Below are 21,505 nucleotides of genomic sequence, written 5' to 3'. Positions count from 1 at the left end.
AGGCCAAGTGGCGTAGCCCGCCAGAAGCCAAGTGGCAGTGCCAGCCAAAGCCCAGCTGGCGCTGCCAAGGCTCAGCCAGCCATCACCTCAGTCGCCCATGACAACGCCTTCTCGACGGGGGTCAGCGCCACCGAACAGACCCTCTTCGGTGACCTCCAGTGCCTGCAAGCCGCTGGTCAGCTCACGGGTCTCCACCTCGTGTCCCATACCTTGCAGATCACGCACGGTGGCCTCGGGAAAACGCCCTTCCTCCAGATAGACAGCGTCACCCAGCGTGATGGCATGGGGCAGATTAAGCGCCTGCTGGGCGTCGAGCCCACGCACCAGCATGGCGTCCAGCGTCTGGGCGGTGTAGTGGATGATGGCCGCGCCCCCCGGCGACCCGAGGCTGGCCACCAGGTCACCCGTCTGCTGGTCGAACACCAGCGTCGGACTCATGCTGGACCTGGGCCGCTTGCCCGCCTCGACCCGGTTGGCAATGGGCGTGCCTTGCTCATCGGTAGGCGTAAAGGAAAAGTCGGTCAGCTCATTGTTGAGCAGGTAGCCGCCGTCCAGGTCCGACCCTCCATTGGCCATGATGCGCGAGCCAAACGCCTGCTCGATACTCGCGGTCATGGCGACCGCCTGTCCGTCACCATCAATGATGCTGATGTGACTGGTGCCATACTCAGGCTGATGAGGCTGCGACGCGTAGGCTGTCTTCATCGCCCCTGGGTTGCCCGGCCGCGCCGCACCGCTACCCATGCTCTGCTCTTCGATCAACTCGGCCCGCTTGGCCAGATACTCCGGCGCTACCAGCGAGCTCCAGGTACCGCCAGGGGCCTCGACAAAGTCGCTGTCACCGATGAAGCGGGCGCGATCGGCAAAGGCCAGACGCGACGCCTCAAGGAACGGGTGCAGCCAGTCCACGGTGGGCACCCCCTCATTCAGCGCGGTCTCGATCTCGGGCCTGGCCTCCATGATGCCCAGGATCTGCATCATCGTCAGATGCCCCGAGGAAGGAGGCGGAAAACCGCAGACCTCCCACTGCCGCCAAGGGGTACACAGTGCGTCCCGCTCCACGGCCGCGTAGCCGGCCATGTCCTCGAGACTCAGGGTGCCCGGCATGTCCGGATGATTCTGTACCCTGGACACCAGATCCTCGGCAATCTCACCGGTATGCAGAGCTGTGCTCCCCTCCTCGCTGATCTTGGTCAGAATCGCCGCCAGCGCCGGATTGCGTAGCCGGGTGCCGACCGCCACAGGCTGCCCTTCGTCATCGAAGAAGTAGGCACCCGCGACATCGTCTTCCGCTAGCGATGGCGTGGCGGCCAGACTCTGGTGGAGGCGTGGACTGACCTCGAAGCCCTCGGTTGCCAGGGTGATGGCGGGCACGAACAGGGACGCCCATGGCAGCTTGCCATGTTCGTCGTGGGCCAGCTCGAGCATGCGCACGGTGCCGGGCACACCGACGGAGCGGCCACTTTCCACGGCGGTCATGAACTCGATCGGCTCGCCGTCTGCATCCAGAAACAGCGCCTCGTCGGCCCCTAACGGAGCCTTCTCTCGGCCATCGAAGGCGTGGACCTTCTCGCCGTCATGCAGCATCAGGAAGGCGCCACCGCCAATCCCACTGGACTGAGGCTCGACCAGCGTCAGCACCATCTGTACGGCGACCGCCGCGTCGATGGCGTTGCCACCTGCCTTCAATACCTGATAGCCGGCATCCGTCGCCAGCGGGTTGGCCGCTGCCACCGCAAACCGCTCGGTCGCCCAACCCGGCTTTTCCTCGTAACCGGAGCCCTCCTCTGGGGAAATGGCCGGACGGGTATAGTCAAACGCTGGCGCGGCTTCCACTGCCGATGCCAGGAGACTGCTTGCCATTACCCAGGCCACTGCCGTGGCCAGGCCGTCAGGCCGACGCAAGAACGTCGCTCTCATCACCGCTCCTTTTGTGACGAAATCAAAGTTGCCTTATGTGTTTATGCATAGGTGTGTTTATGCATAGGTGTGCTGATGCATAGTTGCTGCTTCAGCATAGTTTATCGCAGCCTACGATACCGCACGCTCATGCTCGCTTCTCGTGGCGCCGGATGCGCAAGCGGCAAAACGCGCAGATAAGCGCCAAGGCCAGCATCACCAGCGTCAACCCGCCAAGGGTGGAAACCAACTGATGGTACCCCTGCGGTACATCCTCGGCGCGCTCGGCCATGCCTTTTTCCGCCAGGCGCACCACCCCAAACACCAACGCCATCAGCAGGCCCAACGGCAGCGCCGAGCGCACACGCGCAAGCGCCTTGGTCAATGACCAGGGCGGGGTGGGCTCGCGCTTGGGTCGCGGTGTCTTTGGTGCAGAGGTGGTCGCCTTGGCCGCAGCGGCCTTGTCGCTGCCCCCCTTCTTGGCGCGACTCGCCGGAGCCCGCTTGCTGCGCGCCTTGGGTGTCGGTTTTTTCGCCGCCGGGGTCCGCTCAGGCAGGATACCCGCCAGCAGCCAGCGCCCAAGCGACCAGCACATCCATCCCAGGCACACCCCGATGGACAGCAGCACGCTCCCCATGACCAACAGATATGCCATTACAACGTCCTATCAACAAACTGCCTGTATGGTGCCAATTCTCATGGCCCTTGGGGAGCCCTGGAGGCCACTTTGCTGCCTGCTCGGCACGCGCCGCTCGTCGCGGCATCATCGGCCACTACACCTGATACGGCGATGTCATGCACCCCGAACCAACGTAACACGCCGCGGCCATGGCCGCGGCGTGAATACGGAGGGTGCTTACAGACGCTTTCGTCGGAAGTTCTCGTCACACGCCCTCAATAGAGGACGCTGCTAGTCTAGCCGATGGTTTCGCCCGCCAGCATGAACCAGGTTTCCAGTACAGCGTCCGGGTTCAGGGACACGGAGTCGATACCCTGCTCCATCAACCACTTGGCCAGCTCCGGATGATCCGACGGCCCCTGGCCACAGATGCCCACGTACTTGCCCTTGGCCTTGCAGGCCTGAATCGCCATGGCCAGCAGCTTCTTGACGGCGGGATTACGCTCATCGAAGAGGTGCGCCACAATGCCGGAGTCGCGATCGAGACCTAGCGTCAGCTGGGTCAGGTCGTTGGAGCCAATAGAGAAGCCATCGAAGTACTCGAGGAACTCGTCCGCCAGCAGGGCGTTGGCAGGCAGCTCGCACATCATGATGACCTTGAGCCCGTTGTCGCCGCGCTTGAGGCCGTTGGCCGCCAGCAGGTCAACCACTTCGCTGGCTTCCTCGGTGGTGCGAACGAAGGGAATCATCAGCTCGACGTTGTCGAGTCCCATCTCGTCGCGCACCCGCTTCATGGCACGGCACTCGAGCTCGAAGCACGGCCGGAAGGTCTCGGAGATATAGCGCGACGCGCCGCGGAAGCCGAGCATCGGGTTCTCTTCGCCGGGCTCGTACAGCTTGCCGCCGATCAGGTTCTCGTACTCGTTGGACTTGAAGTCCGACATGCGCACGATGACACGCTCGGGGTAGAAAGCGGCGGCCAGGGTCGAGATACCCTCTACCAGCTTGTCGACATAGAAGCTGACGGGATCATCGTAGCCGGCAATACGCAGGTCAATGGTCTGTTGCAGCTCACCCGGCAGGGTGTCGTACTCCAGCAGGGCCTTGGGGTGCACACCGATCATCCGATTGATGATGAACTCCAGGCGCGCCAGGCCAACGCCCGCGTTGGGCAGCGTAGAGAAGCTGAAGGCACGATCCGGGTTGCCCACGTTCATCATGATCTTGAACGGAATGTCGGGCATGGCGTCGACGCTGGTCACGTTACGATCGAATTCCAGCAGGCCGTCGTAGACATGGCCGGTATCACCCTCGGCGCAGGATACGGTCACTTCGCGACCATCACGCAGTACCTCAGTGGCATCACCACAGCCAACCACCGCGGGGATGCCCAGCTCACGGGCAATGATCGCCGCGTGACAGGTACGTCCACCGCGATTGGTGACGATGGCCGAGGCACGCTTCATGATCGGCTCCCAGTCCGGGTCGGTCATGTCCGTCACCAGCACGTCGCCGCTGTTGACCTTATCCATCTCGTCCGGGCTCAGGATCACCTTGACCGCACCACGGCCAATGCGCTGACCAATGGCACGGCCGGTGACCAGGGTGCGCCCCTTCTCTTTCAGCTGGAAGCGCTCCAGCGAGCCGCCTTCCTGCTGAGACACCACGGTTTCAGGACGCGCCTGCACGATGTACAGCTGGTTGTCGTCGCCATCCAGCGCCCACTCGATATCCATCGGGCGGCCATAGTGCTGTTCGATAGTCATCGCCTGGCGCGCCAGTGCCATGACCTGTTCATCGTTGATGCTGAAGCGACCGCGGTCGGACAGGGGCACGTCCACTGTCTCGACTGACTTACCCGCGCTGGCGTCTCCGGTGTAGATCATCTTGATCAGCTTCGATCCCAGGTTGCGGCGCAGCACTGCAGGACGCCCTGCCGCCAGGGTGTGCTTGTGCACGTAGAACTCATCGGGGTTCACCGCGCCTTGTACCACGGTCTCCCCCAGGCCCCAGGAAGAGGTGACAAATACCGCGTCGCGGAAGCCGGACTCTGTGTCCAGGGTGAACATGACACCACTGGCGCCGGTTTCGGAGCGCACCATCTTCTGCACCCCGGCGGACAACGCCACGTTCTCGTGGGCATAGCCACGATGCACGCGGTAGGAGATGGCGCGGTCATTGAACAGCGACGCAAACACCTCGTGCACCGCACGCTTGATATTGTCGTAGCCTTCAATGTTGAGGAAGGTTTCCTGCTGGCCAGCGAAGGAAGCGTCAGGCAAGTCTTCCGCCGTTGCAGAGCTGCGCACGGCCACCTTCAGGTTCGGATGCTTGCCCAGCATCTGCTCGTAGGCCTCGCGCAGCGCCGCTTCGAAGGCGGGCGGCAGGGGTGTATCGATCACCCACTGACGAATCTTACCTCCGGCCTCGGCCAGGGCATTGACGTCATCGACGTCCAGGCGTGCAAGTTCCTGATTGATTCGATCATTGAGCCCCTCGTGGGAGAGAAACTCGCGATAGGCATCAGCGGTAGTAGCGAAACCGCCGGGCACCGTGACCCCCGCCCCCGCCAGATTGGAAATCATCTCGCCGAGAGAAGCGTTCTTGCCGCCAACGCGCTCGACGTCGTTCATGCCCAACTGATCAAACCACAGAATGTACTTGTCCACGTGACCCCCTTGGATGTCGACGAACTCGTCCATGACACGCCGTCATGACTGGATGCTGGCGACTCTATCAGCGCCCCACCATATTCGCCATTGGTCTAAGAGCGAAGTCACTGGAGGATTTTTACAACACCGGGGGAAAAAGCCAGCTTTCTGTAGTCTGGACACCTTCAGGGGCATCGGCGTGCCACTACGCAACGCCTCCATCAGGGTCATGGCGGCGTCCGACTGATATCCCGCCGGCCCTTCCCTCACCTAACCTGGGGGCCGACGGTCTCGGCCCATCATTGGGCCAGCACAGCCGATTGATCTGCTTGTAGTCAGGGAGGCCAATCCTGGCTAATTTTACTTCGAACGCGCACAACTTGTCTGTCCCCGCCATGCAGCGGACAATGCCAGCACTCTTTACAAGGTATCCGCCATGACCCGTACCGCTTTCTTCATTTCCGACGGCACCGGCATCACCGCCGAAAGTCTTGGACGCAGCCTGCTGGCCCAGTTCGAGAACGTCGAGATACGCAAGTTGACCAAGCCTTATATCGACACTATCGAGAAGGCGCGCTCGCTGGTCGGGATCATCGAAGCCACCGCGGTGAGGGACGGCGTGCAGCCGATCATCATCGACACTATCGTCGACGAAAAGATTCGCGCTGTGATTCGTCAGGCGCCGGGGTTCAAGGTCGATATCTTCTCGACCTTTCTGGAGCCGCTGGAAAAGGAACTGGAAACACATTCGTCCTACAGCGTGGGGCGCACTCACGCCATTTCCAGCGATGACGTCTACATGGACCGCATTCACTCGGTGCACTTCGCCCTCGACAATGATGACGGCGCGCGCACCCATCAATACGACCAGGCGGACGTGATCCTGGTCGGCGTGTCGCGCTGCGGCAAGACCCCAACGTCGCTCTACCTGGCACTGCAGTTCGGCGTTCGTGCCGCCAACTACCCGCTGACCGAAGACGACCAGGACGACAGCGGCACCCTGAAACTGCCGGCCGTGCTGGCCAAGCAACGCCACAAGCTATTTGGCCTGACCATCGATCCCAGGCGACTGGCAGCGATTCGCCACGAACGAAGGCCCAATAGCCGCTACAGCAGCATGGACCAGTGCATGCAGGAGGTCGCTCAGGCTGAAGCCATGTTCCGACAGCTGCATATTCCGTTCATCGACGCCACGCGCTTTTCCGTGGAAGAGATTTCGACGCGCATGATTGCGGAAACCGGCATCAACCGCCGCTTTTCCCCTCGCTGATCGCGCTCAGGACATCGGGGCAAGTGCTCCGAGTCCCCGGTTACATCTGCTCTCTCTGTCCGATGGGCCTCACGGTCGGCACGGTTGACTGTCGGCCCACGGACAGACGTCCACTCGTCATCTTTGCAGCAAGTGCTTGTCTCTATCGCTTCGCCCACGTCCTTTACCTCTTCGACAGCAGGCCGCTCAGCTTGCAATGAGAGTCAATCTCGTTACTATTTCAAGGACGCGTTCCAGCGCCTCCTTCCTGCCTTCGTGAAAAGGACAATTCCATGATCTCTCGTCTTGTGCGTCGCCCTCTGGCACTTGCTATCGCGGCCGGTGCTCTGGCCGTGGCTTCCCATGCTTCCGCCGAGGATGTCACCGCCGACGCCGTCGTCGGCCACTACGCTGACCTGGCACACACCACCTACAGCGATGCGCTGAAGACCGCCAAGGCGCTGGACGTCGCCATCGATGAGCTGCTGGCGGCCCCGACCTCCGAAACCTTGGCTGCCGCCAAGAAGGCCTGGCGCGAGGCACGTATTCCTTACCAGCAGAGTGAGGTCTTCCGCTTCGGCAATGCCGTGGTCGATGACTGGGAAGGCCAGCTCAACGCCTGGCCGCTGGACGAGGGCATGATCGATTACGTCAGCCAGGACGGCTATCAGCATGAGCTCGGCAACGCCGGTGCTACCGCCAACATTATCGCCTCCTCCTCGATTACCGTCGGCGGCGACGAGATCGACGTCTCCACCCTTTCGCCGGAACTACTGGCAGAGCTCAATGAAATTGGCGGCTCCGAAGCCAATGTCGCCACCGGCTATCACGCCATTGAGTTTCTGCTATGGGGACAGGACCTGCATGGCTACGAGCCGGGTGCCGGCGAGCGTGGGGCCAGCGACTTCGCCCTTGGCGATGACTGCACCAACGGTAACTGCGATCGCCGCCGCGCCTACTTGAAAGCCGCCAGCCAGCTGCTGATCCAGGATCTGGAGTGGATGGTGGCCCAATGGGCACCGGTGGACGAAGACAACTATCGCCGCGAGTTGACCAGCGTACCGAGCGAAGAAGGCCTGCGCCGTATTCTGTTTGGCATGGGGTCGCTGTCACTGGGCGAGCTGGCCGGTGAGCGCATGAAGGTCGCGCTGGAGGCCAATTCCTATGAAGACGAGCACGACTGCTTCAGCGACAACACCCACAACTCGCACTACTACAATGGCAAGGGCATTCAGAACGTCTACACCGGCCAATATCAGCGCATCGATGGCAGCGTTCTCGAGGGACCCAGTGTAGAGGCCCTGCTGGCGCAGACCGACAGCGACCTGGCGCAGACCCTCGAGCAGCAGCTTGAGAGCTCCATGGCAGCCCTGGGCACCCTCAAGCAGACGGCGGAGCAGAGCGAGTCGCCCATGACCTTCGACATGATGATCGCTCCAGGCAATGAGCAAGGTGCGGCCATCGTCAACGACGCCATTCTTGCCCTGGTCACCCAGACTGTCTCCATCGAGCAGGCCGCGGGCGAGCTTGGCGTCACCTCACTCGAGCCGGATGATGCCGGTCACGACTTCTGATCTTCTCCTGGCCGGAGCTTTGTTGATGTAGATCACATCCAGGCCAGGAACTAAATGATGAAATGCGATTCATTCGCCTCGAGAAGCCGCACGCCAAGGCGTGCGGCTTGACTGTGTCAAGGAATCGCCAGATGCGTCACATGCCCACACTAAACCGTACCTTGCCAGTCTTGCTGGCTGGGCTCACCCTTGGCACGCAGGTCCTTGCCAGCGGCGAGCCATCACTCCAGACCGATCCTCGCTCCGGCGGCGAAGGCTCGGTCAAGCAGTTCGACCACAACGCCTACTCGCTGCCGCTGGGCAACATGAGCATGACCAAGCGGCTCGACTTCAGCGTCGGCAACAGTTTCTTTCGCAATCCCTGGGTCGTGGCCCCCGCCAGCACCGATGCCCGTGACGGCCTTGGTCCACTGATCAATACCAACAGCTGCCAGGGCTGTCATATCAAGGACGGTCGCGGTCACCCGCCGGCAGACGGTGAACCACCGGTGTCCCTGTTCCTGAGGCTATCCGTGCCGGCCACCACCGCAGACGACCACGAGCTGGTCAGGCGAACCGGCGCTGTGCCGGTGCCCCACTACGGCCGTCAGCTGCAAACCGCGGCAATTCCGGGCGCAACGCCTGAAGCCGACATGGTTCGCTCACTCTCGCCCCGAGAGATTACCTTCGATGATGGCCACCAGGTCACGCTGGCGGTGCCCACCTACCACATCGAGGATCCCGCCTACGGCGACCTGCCCGAGACGCTGCTGACCTCGCCTCGGGTGGCGCCACCGATGATCGGACTGGGCCTGCTTGAAGTCGTGGACGAGGACCAGCTGCTGCAGTGGGCGGATCCCGACGATAGCGACGCAGACGGTATCTCCGGGCGCGCCAATCGCGTCTGGGACGTGCGCCAGCAGGAGACGGTGCTGGGACGATTTGGCTGGAAGGCCGGCGAACCCAGTGTGGAACAGCAGAGCCTGCATGCCTTCGCCGGCGACATGGGGCTGACCTCACGTCTGGCCGCCGCTACCGACTGCATGCCAGGCCAGGGCTGCGAGGACTTCCCCGACGGCGGCGACCCGGAGGTCAGCGACGAAGTGGCCGACTTTGTCACCTTCTATGCCTCGAGCCTGGCCGTTCCGCAGCGAAGGAACATGCAGGATCCTGCGGTACAGGCCGGCGCCCGCCAGTTCAACGAACTCGGCTGCGCCGCCTGCCACCGCCCCAGCCTGACCACCCCGGAGGACACGGCTCGTCCTGAACTGGCGGGCCAGACCCTGTGGGCCTACACCGATATGCTGCTGCATGACATGGGCCCCGAGCTTGCCGACGGCCGCCCCGAGTACCAGGCAGATGGCAACGAATGGCGCACCCCGCCGCTGTGGGGCATCGGTCTTGCCCAGCAGGTCAACCCCCAGGCAGGCTTTCTCCACGATGGCCGGGCACGAACCCTTGAAGAGGCCATCCTGTGGCACGGTGGTGAAGCGCTCACCGCCCGGGATCGTTATCGCGCTCTTGCGCAGCAGGAGCGTGCACACTTGCTGGAGTTCCTGAATTCACTATGACGTACCGCTCACGTTCCCCCTTCGCGTCACTTTCTCGCGCCTTTTCATTGGGTGGCGCCACGCTGGCGTCGATCGTCGCGATGTACAGTAGCGCCGCCCTCGCTGACCAGGCGGATACTTCGCCCCGTGAGACGTGGCATCACGATATCCAGCAGGGTTACCAGCAGCTGAACCGCACCACCGAGTCCCTGGCGGAGGCCTTCACGCCGGGTTGCGATGCGCTCGATCAAGACGCCCTGGCATCGCACTGGCTGGACGCCTACCAGGCCTGGCAGGCCGTCCGCTTCGTCGACTTTGGCCCGATCGAGGTCGACAGTCGCGCCTGGCAGCTTCAGTTCTGGCCTGACAACAAGAACCTGGTCGGCAGTCGCATCGCCAGCCGACTGCGTCAGGAGACGGCGGTCACGCCCGCTGACATCGCCGCCGCCGGCGTTGCCGAGCAGGGCTTCCCTGCCTTGGAGTACCTGCTGTTTGACGACGCCATGACGCAGCACTCGCTCCAGCAGCCGAATGCCTGTGCGCTGGCCCAGGCCATCAGTCAGCACCTTGCTCAGGTCGCCAGCGAGCTGAACCGCGATTGGCAAGCCTTCCGCTCCCACTATCTGGCCACCGACAGCTACTCCGAGGCCACCGTTCACGCCGCGCTGCAGTCCCTAGAGATCCTCGAGGACAAGCGTCTGGGCGAGCCCCTGGGGATGATGGGCGCACCGGCCAATGGCTACCGCGCAGAGGCCTGGCGCAGTGATGCCTCGATCACCCTGGCGACGGCCACCCTGGAGGGACTGCAGGATCACTTCGTCCCGGGGCTAGCGCGGTGGCTCTCGCAGCAGCACCAGGACGAGCTTGCCGCGGCATTCAGTGACCAGCTCAAGGATGCGCTCGACCAGGCACGTCAACTGGACACAGGGATTGCCGCCGGACTGCAAGACGACCAGGCGCGCCAGCAGCTGGCCACGCTCTACCTGGAAGTTGCCCAGCTACGCCAGGTGCTCGGCGATGAAATCGCCCCGGCGCTAGGTATCGTTCGCGGTTTCAACTCGAGCGACGGAGACTGATCCCATGTCATCGAGGCTAGCCATCGGCCGCAGACAGCGGTCGACTTCTCGACCAGCGTCGGTTCAGGACCCCCTGCGCCGACGGCTGCTGGTCGGCTCCAGTGCGGGACTCGCCCTGACTGGCCTTGCGTTATCGGGTGTGCCCACATCGCTGTGGGCCAGCGACGAGCAGCAGCGGCGTGAGTGGTTTTTCAGCGCGGTGGACGACACCCATGGCGGCCATCACCTGGCGGGTCTTCGGCGTGACGGCAGCGAGCATTTTCTGCTGCCAGCGCCAGAGCGCTGTCACGGCGGCTGCCTGCGGCCAGGCCACGACCAGGCGGTGCTGTTTGCACGTCGTCCCGGCTACCGCTTCCACGTCATCGACGCATCGCATCAAGCGACGCTGATGACCATTGAAGCGGGTGACGGGCGCCACTTCTATGGACATGGGGTATTCGACCCCAGCGGCCGTTGGCTCTACCTCACCGCCAATCGCGTCGAGGATGCCATGGGGCTGGTGCAGGTGCGGGATGCAGAGGATCACTATCGCCTGGTGAATGAGTGGGAACTGGACGGTATCGGGCCCCACGAGATCGGCCTGATGCCCGACGGTGCCAGCCTGGCGGTCGCCCTGGGCGGCATCCTGACCCGTCCCGAAAGCGGCCGCGCCAAGCTCAACCTGGCTGAGATGGCACCGGCCCTGCTGCTGATCGATCGCCAGAGCGGTGACATTGTGGAGCGCCACCGCCCGTCTCACCACCAGCTGAGCTGCCGCCACCTGGATATTGCCGACGATGGCAGCATCATCGTCGGCTATCAATTCCAGGGTCCCGAATGGGAAACCCACCACCCGCTGATCGCTAAGCGATCCGCAGATGGTGGGTTTGAGGAGTGGACACTGCCCGACCAGATCCAAGCGGGCCTTGCCCAATACACGGCAAGTGTTGCGGTCAGCCAGGTTGCCGCCACTGCAGCGGTATCTGCACCCAGAGGAAATCGCGTGCTGTTGATCGACCGAAACAGTGGCGCGCTGCAGGCAGAGCTCCCGATCGACGATGCTGCCGGGCTTCGCTGCGACGGCAGCGGCGGCTATCTGATCACCACCGGCAGCGGTGATGTCCACCACCTTGCGTCGTCAGGTCACCATAGCCTGGTCGCCTCGCTGCCGCTGCGCTGGGACAACCATCTGACCTGAGCAACAACATCCACGTATTACCTGAGAAGCAATACCAGGGACAAGGCGCCTCAGCGAATGATGCCCTCGCGCCTGAGTCGCGCGATATCGTCTGCACTGAGCCCCATGTCGGCCAGCACACGCTCGCTGTGCTCGCCGAGCTTGGGGGGTGGAACATCGGCGGTGGCACTCTCGCCATCGAAGCGCAGCGGGTTGGCGACCTGGGGCACGCCATCGATCTCACGGGCCATCCCCCGGTGCTGCACCTGGGGATCGGCAAACACTTCCGTCAGGGTGTGAATCGGCCCTGCGGGAATGCCCAGGGCTTCGAATCGCGCCAGCCACACATCCCGTTCATCGCCACTGAGTATGCCCTGGATCAAGGCCACCAGGTCGTCGCGATGGGCCACACGCCCTTCATTGGTGGCGTACTCGCCCTGACTCCACTCAGGATGCCCGAGCAGTTCAGCGAGGCGTGCAAACTGCCCATCATTGCCTACTGTCAGTACCAGGTGTCCATCCCGACAGGCAAACGCCTGGTAGGGAACAATATTGGGGTGGGCGTTGCCATAGCGCTCTGGTGCACGACCGCTGACCAGCGTGTTCAGCGCCTGATTGGCCAAGGTCGCCACCTGGACATCCAGCAGTGCCAGGTCGACATGGCTGCCCTCCCCGGTGTCACGCCGGCGATTCAGTGCCGCCAGAACGCCAACGGCAGCGTACAGTCCCGTCATCACATCCGTGATGGCCACGCCAGTCTTCATCGGCATGCCATCGGCTTCGCCGGTCAGGCTCATCAAGCCGCCCATGGCCTGGATCATGAAGTCGTAACCCGCCCGATGGGCATAGGGGCCAGTCTGACCGAAGCCGGTGATGGAACATACCACCAAGGCAGGATTCAGCGCCCGCAGCGACGCAGCGTCCAGGCCGTAGCGTGCCAGCCCTCCGACCTTGAAGTTCTCGAGCACGATGTCCGCGCCGCGGGCCAGCGCCTTGACCAGGCGCTGGCCCTCGCCGCTGGCAATATCGATCGCCAACGACTGCTTGGCCCGATTGGCACACAGGTAGTACGCCGCCTGACGCTCGACGTCCTGTTCAGCCTGCGCCACCCCCTGGTGCCAGGGGGGACCCCAGCCACGCGTGTCATCACCCCGACCTGGATGCTCGATCTTGATCACCCTGGCCCCCATGTCAGCCAGCAGCTGACCGCACCAGGGTCCAGCCAGCACCCGTGACATGTCGAGCACCGTCACACCGGACAGCGGTTGATTCGCCCCCAGGCCGGGAGCGGCAGCTGCAGCAGTCGACATCTCGCTCATCGTGACCCTCTCGCTCAACCGCTGAAAGCCTGGAGGCCGGTCTGGGCGCGCCCGAGGATCAGGGCGTGGACGTCGTGGGTGCCCTCGTAGGTGTTGACCGCTTCCAGGTTCATCACATGACGAATCACGTGATACTCGTCGCTGATGCCGTTGCCACCGTGCATATCGCGAGACTGGCGGGCGATATCCAGCGCCTTGCCGCAATTGTTACGCTTGATCAGGGAGATCGCTTCCGGCACCAGCTGGCCTTCGTCGATCATCCGCCCCACTCGCAGCGAGGCCTGCAGACCCAGGGCAATCTCGGTCTGCATATCCGCCAGCTTCTTTTGAATCAGCTGGTTCGCCGCCAGCGGTCGACCAAACTGCTTGCGCTCGAGAGTGTAGTCACGGGCCGCGTGCCAGCAGGCTTCGGCCGCCCCCATGGCGCCCCAGCTGATGCCATAGCGCGCACGGTTGAGACAGGAAAATGGCCCCTTGAGTCCCTGCACGCCAGGCAGACGCTGCTCGTCCGAGACCTCGACGTCCTGGATCGCAATCTGACCGGTAATCGATGCACGCAGGCTGAACTTGCCGTCGATCTTGGGGGCGCTAAGCCCCGGCATGCCTTTCTCCAGCACGAAGCCGCGAATCACCCCTTCCTCGTCACGGGCCCACACCACGAAGACATCGGCGATCGGGGAATTGGTGATCCAGGTCTTGGTACCGTTCAGCCTCCAGCCCGACTGCGTGCGATAGGCCCGCGTCGACATGCTGCCCGGATCAGACCCGTGGTCTGGCTCGGTCAGGCCGAAGCAGCCAACCCACTCACCGCTGGCAAGCTTAGGCAGGTAGCGATCCCGCTGGGCGTCGCTGCCAAAGGCGTGAATCGGGTACATCACCAGGCTCGACTGCACGCTCATGGCGCTGCGATAGCCGGAATCCACGCGCTCCACTTCACGCGCTATCAAGCCGTAGCTGACGTAGTTCATGCCAGCGCAACCCCAGCCGTCGATGGTGGCGCCCAGCAGGCCAAGTTCGCCCATTTCGTTCATGATCTCGCGATCGAAATGCTCATGGCGGTTGGCTTCGAGCACCCGCGGCAACAGCTTTTCCTGGCAATAGTCGTGAGCGGTCTGCTGGACCATTCGCTCTTCTTCGTTCAGCTGATCGACCAGACGGAAGGGGTCGTCCCAGGTGACGGGGGTAATGCTGCTCATTAGCCAAACTCCAAAATGTCTACATTTTGGATAAATGTAGACCTAATTCCCCATGGTGCCAACCACCACCTTGGTCGAACCCAACGTGATGCTGCCCCAATATGCTGAAACCTAGGCAAGCGCTGAGGACATCCGCGAGCGGCGCAACGCGCCCCAAACAAAAGCGGCACCGCCCGGGCAGGCGGTGCCGCTTGATCACCCAGCCGTCACACCAAAGCGTCAGTCCTGACCTGGCTCTCCGGCGCGATACAGGGATTGGATGCTCGAGAAATCCAGGCCACCGTTGCCCTGGGCACTGTGCAGCGCGAAGAGATTGCGCGCTTGCGAGCCCATGGGAACGCTGGAGCGGGAGCCCAGCGCCAGTTCCCAGGCAAGCCCCAGGTCCTTGGCCATCAGATCCGTCAGAAAGCCACCCTGATAGTCACGCGAGGCCGCAGATCCCTCCATGACACCTGGCCAGGGGTTATACACATTGAGCGCCCAGTTGCCGCCGCTGCTCTGCTTCATGATGTCGGACAGCACCGCGGGGTCGAGCCCATTCTTCACCCCCAGCGCCAGCGCCTCGGCGGTGCCACTCATCAGGATACCCAGCAGCATGTTGTTGCAGATCTTGGCCACCTGGCCGCTTCCGCTGCCGCCAGCGTGAAACAGATTCTTGCCCATCACCTCGAGCACCGGCCTGGCGCGCTCGAAGCCTGCTGCGTCACCGCCCACGATAAAGGTCAGGGTGCCGGCCTGGGCTCCACCGATACCACCGGACACCGGCGCATCCAGATAGGTACACCCACGCTTGGCCGCTTCCGCCGCCACCAGGCGTGCGTCATCCGGCGAAATGGTGGAGGCATCCAGCAGCAAGGGGGTGCCTTCCAGGGCATCCAGCAAGCCCGCTTCTCCGTCACGCCCCAGATACAGCGCCTTGACGTGGGCGCCAGCCGGCAGCATCGATACCACGACGTCGGCCCCGGTGGCCGCATCAATGGCCGACACCCCGCGCCGTGCCCCCTTCTGCTCCAGCGCGGCCATGGCGCTTTCTACGAGATCGTACACGCAGACCTGGTGACCCGCGTTGACCAGATTGGCCGCCATGGGGGCCCCCATGTTACCCAACCCGATAAAGGCAATGTGCATTGGCTGTCTCCACATGTCCTGGCTGTGCTCAGGACGGTTTGCATTGTTTTCGTTGTCGCTGGCGATAGGGTGATCCGCCGACTGGTCTTGCTTGAACAAGCGCCAGAACCTTCGACCGCCCCTTCATCAGAATATGTCTATGAGGCCGGCGCGCGCTGCTGGGGGCCGCTACAGGTCATCAAGCGGGCCGGGAGCCTTGCCCCAGGGCGCGCCGAACATGGCCGCCAGATCAGCCGCAGGCACGCTGGATACGTCCCGGTGACGCCATTGCGGTGACTTGTCCTTGTCGATCAGCAGTGCCCTTACACCCTCGGCGAAGTCTCCCAGCACGTTGCATTGCACCGACACCACCAGTTCATCCCGAAAGGTATCCCCAAGGGACGAGTGGCGATGTCGCTTAAGCATGTGCCACGCCAGGTGCGCGGTCAGCGGGCATCCCTGGGTGAGTCGCTTGCGATTGGCGGCGAGCCAGGCGTCGTCACTGTGATCGGCGGTGATGGCAGCGACGGCATCCTCGACCCGCCCCTTGCCCACCAGCCAACGCAGGTGATCGAGATGCGGCCAGACCTGCGCTGCGGGAGCCTGCTCGGGTGATTCAAAGCGGGCCAGCACCTCGCATACCAGTGCCTCAGCATCGACCACGTGACCGGCGGCGAAGTGGCAGTCACACAAGGCGTCCAACAGTTCGTCACCGCGCTCCCTGGGCACGAATCGATCGGCCATGCCCAGATCCAGGGCGTCACGCGCGTTAATACTGGCACCGGTCAAGCCCAGGTACAGGCCTACGCCGGGAGGCATCTTGTTCAAGAACCAGCTGGCCCCGATATCCGGGTACAGCCCGATGGTCACTTCGGGCATGGCGATGCGCGTGGTCTCGGTGACCAGACGATGGCGGCCACCGGCGGTCAGCCCCAGGCCTCCCCCCATGACGATACCGTCGGCCCATACCAGCAGCGGTTTTGGGTAAGTGTGCAGACGGTAGTCAAGCCGGTACTCGGCGGCAAAATACTGGGTGGCGTAGGTACCTGGCTGGACCCGCTGCGTTTTCTCGCGCTGCAACTCGCGCACCAGAGCGACCACATCGCCCCCGGCGCAGAATGCCTTGTCACCCTCCCCTTGCAGCCAGACGGCGTGCACGTCGGGATCCTGGGCCCACTCTTCCAGACGCTCATCCAGCTGCTCGATCATCTCCAGCGACAGGGCATTGAGTGCCTTGGGCGCGTTAAGGGTTGCGATACCGACACAGCCGCCACCCGCTGCAGGTCGCCGCTGAAATCTGACCAGATCCTGATGCATGCAAGATACTCTCCGTAGTGAAATGCCTTGCGGTAGTGAAATGCCTTGCCGCAGTGCAATACCGCGACGTTGGGCATGGCCAACCGCGCAGGGCTAGATGTATCGGCGACGCTTACTGCAGCGCTTCGATCACGCCATCGGCAAGCAGCCGACGACCGACGATCAGTCGCATGATCTCGTTGGTGCCCTCAAGGATCTGATGGACACGGGTATCACGAACCAGGCGCTCCAAGGGGTATTCCCTGATATAACCGTAGCCCCCATGCAGCTGCAGCGCCTCGTTGCAGACCTTGAAACCGATGTCGGTGGCAAAGCGTTTGGCCATGGCGCAATGCGCGGTGGCCTCGGGGTCGGCCTGATCCAATCGCCAGGCGGCCTGGCGCACCATCAAGCGAGCGGCCATCAGCTCGGTCGCCATGTCTGCCAGCTTGAACTGCAACGCCTGGAAGGAGGCCAGCTCACGCCCGAATTGCTTGCGCTCACCCAGATAATTGCGCGCCAGCGTCAGCGCGTGCTGCGCCGCGCCCAGTGAACAGCTGGCGATGTTGAGACGGCCACCGTCCAGCCCCTTCATGGCAAACCGGAACCCTTCTCCTTCCTCGCCCAAGCGATGATTGGCCGGCACGCGCACGCCATCAAGGCTGACCAACCGCGTCGGCTGGCTCTTCCAGCCCATCTTGTCTTCGTTCTTGCCGTAGCTGATGCCCGGTGCGTCGGCCGGCACGACGAAGGCCGATACGCCACGGGCACCACTGTCCGCTGCCCCGGTGCGTGCCATGACCACCAGCACCTGAGTAGCACCGGCACCAGAGATAAACATCTTCGCGCCATCAATGACATAATGATCGCCATCACGCACCGCCTTGGTTCGCAGGTTGGCCGCGTCAGAACCGGCACCTGGCTCGGTGAGGCAGTAGGATCCCAGCAGCTCACCGCTGACCATGGCCTCCACATACTGACTGCGCACCTCGTCAACCGCCCAATTGGCGATCATCCAGGTCACCATGTTGTGAATGGTGAGATACGCGGTGGTGGCGATGCAGCCTTGGGACAGCTGCTCGAAGATCAGCGAGGCATCCAGGCGCGACAACCCGAGCCCGCCCTGTTCCTCAGGGGTATAGATGCCAAGAAAACCGGCCTCTCCAGCACGCCGGATCACATCCACGGGAAAGTGTGATTGAGCATCCCATTCGGCCGCATGATCGGCCAGCTCGACACGTGAAAAATCCGCTGCGGCGGCCACCAAGGCCTTCTGGTCATCGGTGAGAGCAAAGTCCATGACAGCTTCCTCGTCTCCAGGATGGCGGTGGCCGCCACATCCCTGGATATTCATGTTGGATCGGCCCGTGTCAGCCTACCGACGACGCCCTGCGCCAAGCCCCTGCAACGTGAGCCATGGGGACTGCGCGACAGGCGGCTCAGCGACTACAGGCTCGTCGGGGTGTTCGCGATGACGGCGCTGCTACGGGCACCTTATGCGGCCCCAACCTAGCACTTGCTTGGTTTTGTACCTATCAATCCATAGTCGTACACACCGTCGATATCGCTCACGCCATGTGTCGGCCAATAGCCTCAAACGCCAGCCCTGCCAGCGCCTGGTTGGCGAGTACGGGACCCTGGCCTTGCATGGTAAGGGTCGTCACCGACCCAGCAACATTCACTTTACGTTAACGTCAACTTTGACTAGTGTCTCTTCCAAGGACTCCAGTACATCGGGTCCCTCAACAGGACAACGCATCATGAGCAAACCTGCCAGCGCCCCCTCTACCACTCGCCCCGGGGCTGCCAGCGCCGGGCAAACAGCGAAGAGCTCTACTGGGGTCTCCGTGACGTCTCGCCATTACACCATCGGTGAACTGGCCAAGATGTTCGAAGTCACCCCCCGCACCATTCGTTTCTATGAGCAGGAAGGGCTGCTGGCGCCTCGACGCGAAGGACAGAAGCGCATCTATCGCGAGAAGGATCGCGTGCGGCTGAAGCTGACCCTGAGAGGCAAGCGTCTTGGCTTCTCCCTGGCCGAGATTCGCGAAGTGGTCATGATGTACGACGCCATGCCCGACGGAAATGCGCGCCAGTTGAAGCGACTTCTGGAAATCATCGCCGAAAAACGCGCTGAACTGGATCGTCAGCTTGAGGACATACGCCTGATGCGCCTGGAGATGGACGACGTTGACCGGCGCGCCAGAGAGGCTCTCGATCAGCTGGACGAGTGATGCTCTCACTTAGAGGCTGAAGCTGAGCCCGAACCTCAGCCGACTCGCCCCGGCCTCAGCAACCCGTCGGCCAATGACGACCTGACCATCAATAACGACAACATCCAGCACAACCCGACGACATAACGAGACCCACAATGACACGCCAGACCGCCCATTCAGCCCCCAGGATCCCGTCCAGCTATGTGAGCGGGATCAGCGACCAGCCTCTCAAGGGCCAGACCATTGGTGATTGCTTCGACGAGACGGTCGCTCGCTTCCCTGACCAGGACGCCCTCATCAGTCGACATCAGGGACTGCGCTACACCTGGCAGCAGCTCAGAGAAGTGACCGACCAGGCTGCCAGAGCGCTGCTGGCGATGGGCGTCAAGAAAGGCGACAGAGTCGGGATCTGGTCGCCCAACTGCGCCGAATGGACGATCACCCAGTTCGCCACGGCCAAGATCGGCGCCATCCTGGTCAATATCAATCCCAGCTACCGCACCCATGAGCTCGATTACGCGCTCAAGCAGTCCGGCACCTCGACCCTGATCCTGCAGGGCAGTTTCAAGACATCGGACTATGTGGCCACCCTGGCGGAACTGGCGCCCGAGCTTCACGATATCCCAGGGGCGGGACCATTGACGCTCAAGGGCCTGCCAGAGCTGAAGCGCGTCATCTGCCTCGACGCCGACAAGGCACTCCCGGGCATGCTGGCATGGCCGCGCATCTTCGATCGCACGGAAGAAGTCAGCGCGGCGGAGCTTGCCGAGGTCCAGGCGGGCCTGCAGTTCGATGAACCGATCAATATTCAGTACACCTCCGGCACCACCGGGGCCCCCAAGGGCGCCACCCTCTCCCACCACAACATCCTGAACAACGGCATGTTTGTGGCACGGGCCATGAACCTCACCGATCAGGACCGGATGGTCATCCCGGTGCCGCTGTACCACTGCTTCGGAATGGTCATGGGTAACCTGGGCTGCGTGACACATGGTGCCACCATGATCTACCCCGCCGACGGCTTTGACCCGGAGACCACTCTGGCGGCGGTGTCCGAGGAGAAGGCGACGACACTGTACGGCGTGCCCACCATGTTCATTGCGGAGCTGGAGCATCCCGACTTCAAGCACTATGACCTGTCGTCACTGCGCACCGGCATCATGGCGGGTTCCATCTGCCCCATCGAAGTCATGCGCCGCGTCATCGATCAGATGAACATGCAGGACGTCACCATCTGCTATGGCATGACCGAAACCAGCCCCGTCAGCCTGCAGACCACCACTGACGCCCCGCTGGACAAGCGCGTGACCACCGTGGGTACCATTCATCCTCACCTTGAAGTCAAGCTGGTGCATCCTGACAGCGGGGCCGTCGTGCCCAGGGGTGAACCTGGCGAACTGTGTACGCGCGGCTACAGCGTGATGCTCGGCTACTGGAACAATGAAGAGGCAACAGCTTCGGCCATTGATGCGGCAGGCTGGATGCATACCGGCGACCTGGCGACCATGGATGACGAGGGCTATGTCTCGATCGTCGGACGCATCAAGGACATGATCATTCGTGGCGGCGAGAACATCTACCCGCGCGAAATCGAGGACTTTCTGTATACCCACCCCGCCATTTCGGACGTGCAGGTGATCGGCGTGCCGGATCGCAAGTACGGTGAAGAGGTCATGGCCTGGGTCAAGCTGAGCGAGGGCGAGCAGCTCGATGAAGACGCTCTCAAGGCATTCTGCAAAGGCAAGATTGCCCACTACAAGGTGCCCCGCTACGTAAAGTTCGTCGACGAGTTCCCGATGACCGTCACCGGCAAGATTCAGAAGTTCAAGATGCGCAAGGAAGCCACCGACGAACTAGGGTTGTAAGCCCCCTGGCTCGTGGGCCACTCCCTGAAACTCAAGCACTGACACTCAAGCACTGAAACTCAAGCGCTGACACTCAATCGCTCAGCCCCACCCGCAAAAAAGGCGTCCCCATCAATGGGACGCCTTTTGTCTGGCCAGGCGGGCGGGCCTGGCCTGGATATCTGCAGGCGGGTCTACATGCCCTTGGGAGCAAAAATCCCCGGCGCGTTGCGCCAGTAACCCTTGAAGTCCATGCCGAAGCCGAACACGTAGCGGTCGGCCACTTCCAGACTGCAGTAATCTGCCTTGAGGCCCGGCACCGCCTTGCGATCGTGGCTTTTGTCCACCAGCACGGCTGTAGACACGCTCTTGGCCCCTGCCTCACGGCAATAGTCCAGAATGGCCGCCAGGGTCGCGCCCTCGTCGAGAATGTCATCGACAATCACCACATCACGGCCGGCCATGGGGATCTCTGGCGACACTCGCCAGAACAGCTCTCCGCCGCGGGTCTTGCCGCGATAACGCGTGGCGTGCAGGTAGTCCACCTCCAGCGGGAACCCGAGCCGGGGCAACAGATGTCCCGTGGTGATCAAGCCACCGTTCATCACGCAGTAAAACACCGGCAGCTTGTCACCCAGGTCCCGGGTGATCTCTTCCGCCATGCGGTCCAACGCACGCTCTACCTCATCATGACTGATCAGGCAGTCGGCGGTGTCCATTACCTCACGCATGTCATCACGTGAGGCGCTATGGGCAGGATCAAGTTTCGGCATA

General features: G+C 62.7%; 16 protein-coding genes. 7 read left to right on the top strand and 9 right to left on the bottom strand.

What is annotated here, in order from left to right:
• Positions 1 to 87 precede the first annotated feature (87 nt).
• The 3 genes from ggt to ppsA all read right to left on the bottom strand — a co-directional run bounded on the left by ggt (position 88) and on the right by ppsA (position 5,187).
• Entirely contained in the window at positions 88 to 1,863 is a 1,776-nt protein-coding gene (ggt, locus tag KUV41_RS13495) for a gamma-glutamyltransferase (protein ID WP_222486563.1), read from the bottom strand.
• Positions 1,864 to 2,047: 184 nt separating this feature from the next.
• Positions 2,048 to 2,554: a hypothetical protein gene (locus KUV41_RS13490; protein ID WP_222486515.1), complete on the bottom strand. Its 507-nt coding sequence runs from the start codon at positions 2,552 to 2,554 to the stop codon at positions 2,048 to 2,050.
• Positions 2,555 to 2,814: 260 nt separating this feature from the next.
• On the bottom strand, positions 2,815 to 5,187 hold the full coding sequence (gene ppsA / locus KUV41_RS13485; protein WP_222486562.1) for a phosphoenolpyruvate synthase: 2,373 nt from the start codon (positions 5,185 to 5,187) through the stop codon (positions 2,815 to 2,817).
• 418 nt (positions 5,188 to 5,605) lie between these two features.
• Between ppsA and KUV41_RS13480 the strand changes: the two genes are divergently transcribed.
• The 5 genes from KUV41_RS13480 to KUV41_RS13460 all read left to right on the top strand — a co-directional run bounded on the left by KUV41_RS13480 (position 5,606) and on the right by KUV41_RS13460 (position 11,774).
• On the top strand, positions 5,606 to 6,439 hold the full coding sequence (locus KUV41_RS13480) for a pyruvate, water dikinase regulatory protein (RefSeq protein WP_206938193.1): 834 nt from the start codon (positions 5,606 to 5,608) through the stop codon (positions 6,437 to 6,439).
• A 272-nt stretch (positions 6,440 to 6,711) separates the two neighbouring features.
• Positions 6,712 to 7,992, top strand: coding sequence for an imelysin family protein (locus KUV41_RS13475; protein ID WP_222163170.1), 1,281 nt, complete (start codon positions 6,712 to 6,714; stop codon positions 7,990 to 7,992).
• 131 nt (positions 7,993 to 8,123) lie between these two features.
• Positions 8,124 to 9,542: a di-heme oxidoredictase family protein gene (locus tag KUV41_RS13470; protein WP_409995808.1), complete on the top strand. Its 1,419-nt coding sequence runs from the start codon at positions 8,124 to 8,126 to the stop codon at positions 9,540 to 9,542.
• A complete protein-coding gene (locus KUV41_RS13465) occupies positions 9,539 to 10,597 on the top strand; it encodes an imelysin family protein (RefSeq protein WP_261396048.1) in 1,059 nt (352 codons plus the stop codon). Before KUV41_RS13470 ends, KUV41_RS13465 begins: the two co-directional genes overlap by 4 nt.
• A 4-nt stretch (positions 10,598 to 10,601) precedes the next feature.
• Entirely contained in the window at positions 10,602 to 11,774 is a 1,173-nt protein-coding gene (locus KUV41_RS13460) for a DUF1513 domain-containing protein (RefSeq protein WP_222486513.1), read from the top strand.
• Positions 11,775 to 11,824: 50 nt separating this feature from the next.
• Here the strand turns inward: KUV41_RS13460 and KUV41_RS13455 are convergent, their stop codons facing one another.
• The 5 genes from KUV41_RS13455 to KUV41_RS13435 all read right to left on the bottom strand — a co-directional run bounded on the left by KUV41_RS13455 (position 11,825) and on the right by KUV41_RS13435 (position 17,971).
• Positions 11,825 to 13,063 carry a CaiB/BaiF CoA transferase family protein gene (locus KUV41_RS13455; protein WP_222239420.1) on the bottom strand — a complete coding sequence of 413 codons (1,239 nt, stop codon included), beginning with the start codon at positions 13,061 to 13,063 and terminating at the stop codon, positions 11,825 to 11,827.
• A gap of 23 nt (positions 13,064 to 13,086) precedes the next feature.
• The gene (locus KUV41_RS13450) at positions 13,087 to 14,268 is read right to left on the bottom strand and encodes an acyl-CoA dehydrogenase (RefSeq protein WP_222484626.1); all 1,182 of its coding nucleotides are present in this window, start codon (positions 14,266 to 14,268) and stop codon (positions 13,087 to 13,089) included.
• A gap of 219 nt (positions 14,269 to 14,487) precedes the next feature.
• On the bottom strand, positions 14,488 to 15,396 hold the full coding sequence (gene mmsB / locus KUV41_RS13445) for a 3-hydroxyisobutyrate dehydrogenase (RefSeq protein WP_222486560.1): 909 nt from the start codon (positions 15,394 to 15,396) through the stop codon (positions 14,488 to 14,490).
• Between the two features lie 168 nt (positions 15,397 to 15,564).
• Complete coding sequence (locus KUV41_RS13440; RefSeq protein WP_222486512.1) at positions 15,565 to 16,692, bottom strand: enoyl-CoA hydratase/isomerase family protein; 1,128 nt, start codon at positions 16,690 to 16,692, stop codon at positions 15,565 to 15,567.
• A gap of 112 nt (positions 16,693 to 16,804) precedes the next feature.
• A complete protein-coding gene (locus tag KUV41_RS13435; RefSeq protein WP_206938179.1) occupies positions 16,805 to 17,971 on the bottom strand; it encodes an acyl-CoA dehydrogenase family protein in 1,167 nt (388 codons plus the stop codon).
• A 460-nt stretch (positions 17,972 to 18,431) separates the two neighbouring features.
• Between KUV41_RS13435 and KUV41_RS13430 the strand changes: the two genes are divergently transcribed.
• Together KUV41_RS13430 and KUV41_RS13425 are read left to right on the top strand one after the other, a co-directional pair.
• Positions 18,432 to 18,905 carry a MerR family transcriptional regulator gene (locus tag KUV41_RS13430; protein WP_222163165.1) on the top strand — a complete coding sequence of 158 codons (474 nt, stop codon included), beginning with the start codon at positions 18,432 to 18,434 and terminating at the stop codon, positions 18,903 to 18,905.
• Between the two features lie 137 nt (positions 18,906 to 19,042).
• A complete protein-coding gene (locus tag KUV41_RS13425) occupies positions 19,043 to 20,752 on the top strand; it encodes an AMP-binding protein (RefSeq protein WP_222486511.1) in 1,710 nt (569 codons plus the stop codon).
• A gap of 173 nt (positions 20,753 to 20,925) precedes the next feature.
• Here KUV41_RS13425 and KUV41_RS13420 read toward each other — a convergent pair whose 3' ends face one another.
• Complete coding sequence (locus tag KUV41_RS13420; protein ID WP_206938164.1) at positions 20,926 to 21,504, bottom strand: hypoxanthine-guanine phosphoribosyltransferase; 579 nt, start codon at positions 21,502 to 21,504, stop codon at positions 20,926 to 20,928.
• Position 21,505: the final 1 nt, after the last annotated feature.

The organism is Halomonas sp. DP8Y7-1 (assembly GCF_019801685.1).
Classification (GTDB): Bacteria; Pseudomonadota; Gammaproteobacteria; order Pseudomonadales; family Halomonadaceae; genus Halomonas; species Halomonas litopenaei_A.
Note: the sequence above shows the minus strand (reverse complement) of the source record. Positions and strands in the feature narration are given on the sequence as shown.

Bases quoted from the DNA above. Each gene is read 5' to 3' on its own strand.
- ggt (WP_222486563.1), bottom strand. From the start codon at position 1,863: ATGGCAAGCAGTCTCCTGGCATCGGCAGTGGAAGCCGCGCCAGCGTTT.
- KUV41_RS13490 (WP_222486515.1), bottom strand. From the start codon at position 2,554: ATGGCATATCTGTTGGTCATGGGGAGCGTGCTGCTGTCCATCGGGGTG.
- KUV41_RS13480 (WP_206938193.1), top strand. From the start codon at position 5,606: ATGACCCGTACCGCTTTCTTCATTTCCGACGGCACCGGCATCACCGCC.
- KUV41_RS13475 (WP_222163170.1), top strand. From the start codon at position 6,712: ATGATCTCTCGTCTTGTGCGTCGCCCTCTGGCACTTGCTATCGCGGCC.
- KUV41_RS13470 (WP_409995808.1), top strand. From the start codon at position 8,124: ATGCGTCACATGCCCACACTAAACCGTACCTTGCCAGTCTTGCTGGCT.
- KUV41_RS13465 (WP_261396048.1), top strand. From the start codon at position 9,539: ATGACGTACCGCTCACGTTCCCCCTTCGCGTCACTTTCTCGCGCCTTT.
- KUV41_RS13460 (WP_222486513.1), top strand. From the start codon at position 10,602: ATGTCATCGAGGCTAGCCATCGGCCGCAGACAGCGGTCGACTTCTCGA.
- KUV41_RS13455 (WP_222239420.1), bottom strand. From the start codon at position 13,063: ATGTCGACTGCTGCAGCTGCCGCTCCCGGCCTGGGGGCGAATCAACCG.
- KUV41_RS13450 (WP_222484626.1), bottom strand. From the start codon at position 14,268: ATGAGCAGCATTACCCCCGTCACCTGGGACGACCCCTTCCGTCTGGTC.
- mmsB (WP_222486560.1), bottom strand. From the start codon at position 15,396: ATGCACATTGCCTTTATCGGGTTGGGTAACATGGGGGCCCCCATGGCG.
- KUV41_RS13440 (WP_222486512.1), bottom strand. From the start codon at position 16,692: ATGCATCAGGATCTGGTCAGATTTCAGCGGCGACCTGCAGCGGGTGGC.
- KUV41_RS13435 (WP_206938179.1), bottom strand. From the start codon at position 17,971: ATGGACTTTGCTCTCACCGATGACCAGAAGGCCTTGGTGGCCGCCGCA.
- KUV41_RS13430 (WP_222163165.1), top strand. From the start codon at position 18,432: ATGAGCAAACCTGCCAGCGCCCCCTCTACCACTCGCCCCGGGGCTGCC.
- KUV41_RS13425 (WP_222486511.1), top strand. From the start codon at position 19,043: ATGACACGCCAGACCGCCCATTCAGCCCCCAGGATCCCGTCCAGCTAT.
- KUV41_RS13420 (WP_206938164.1), bottom strand. From the start codon at position 21,504: ATGCCGAAACTTGATCCTGCCCATAGCGCCTCACGTGATGACATGCGT.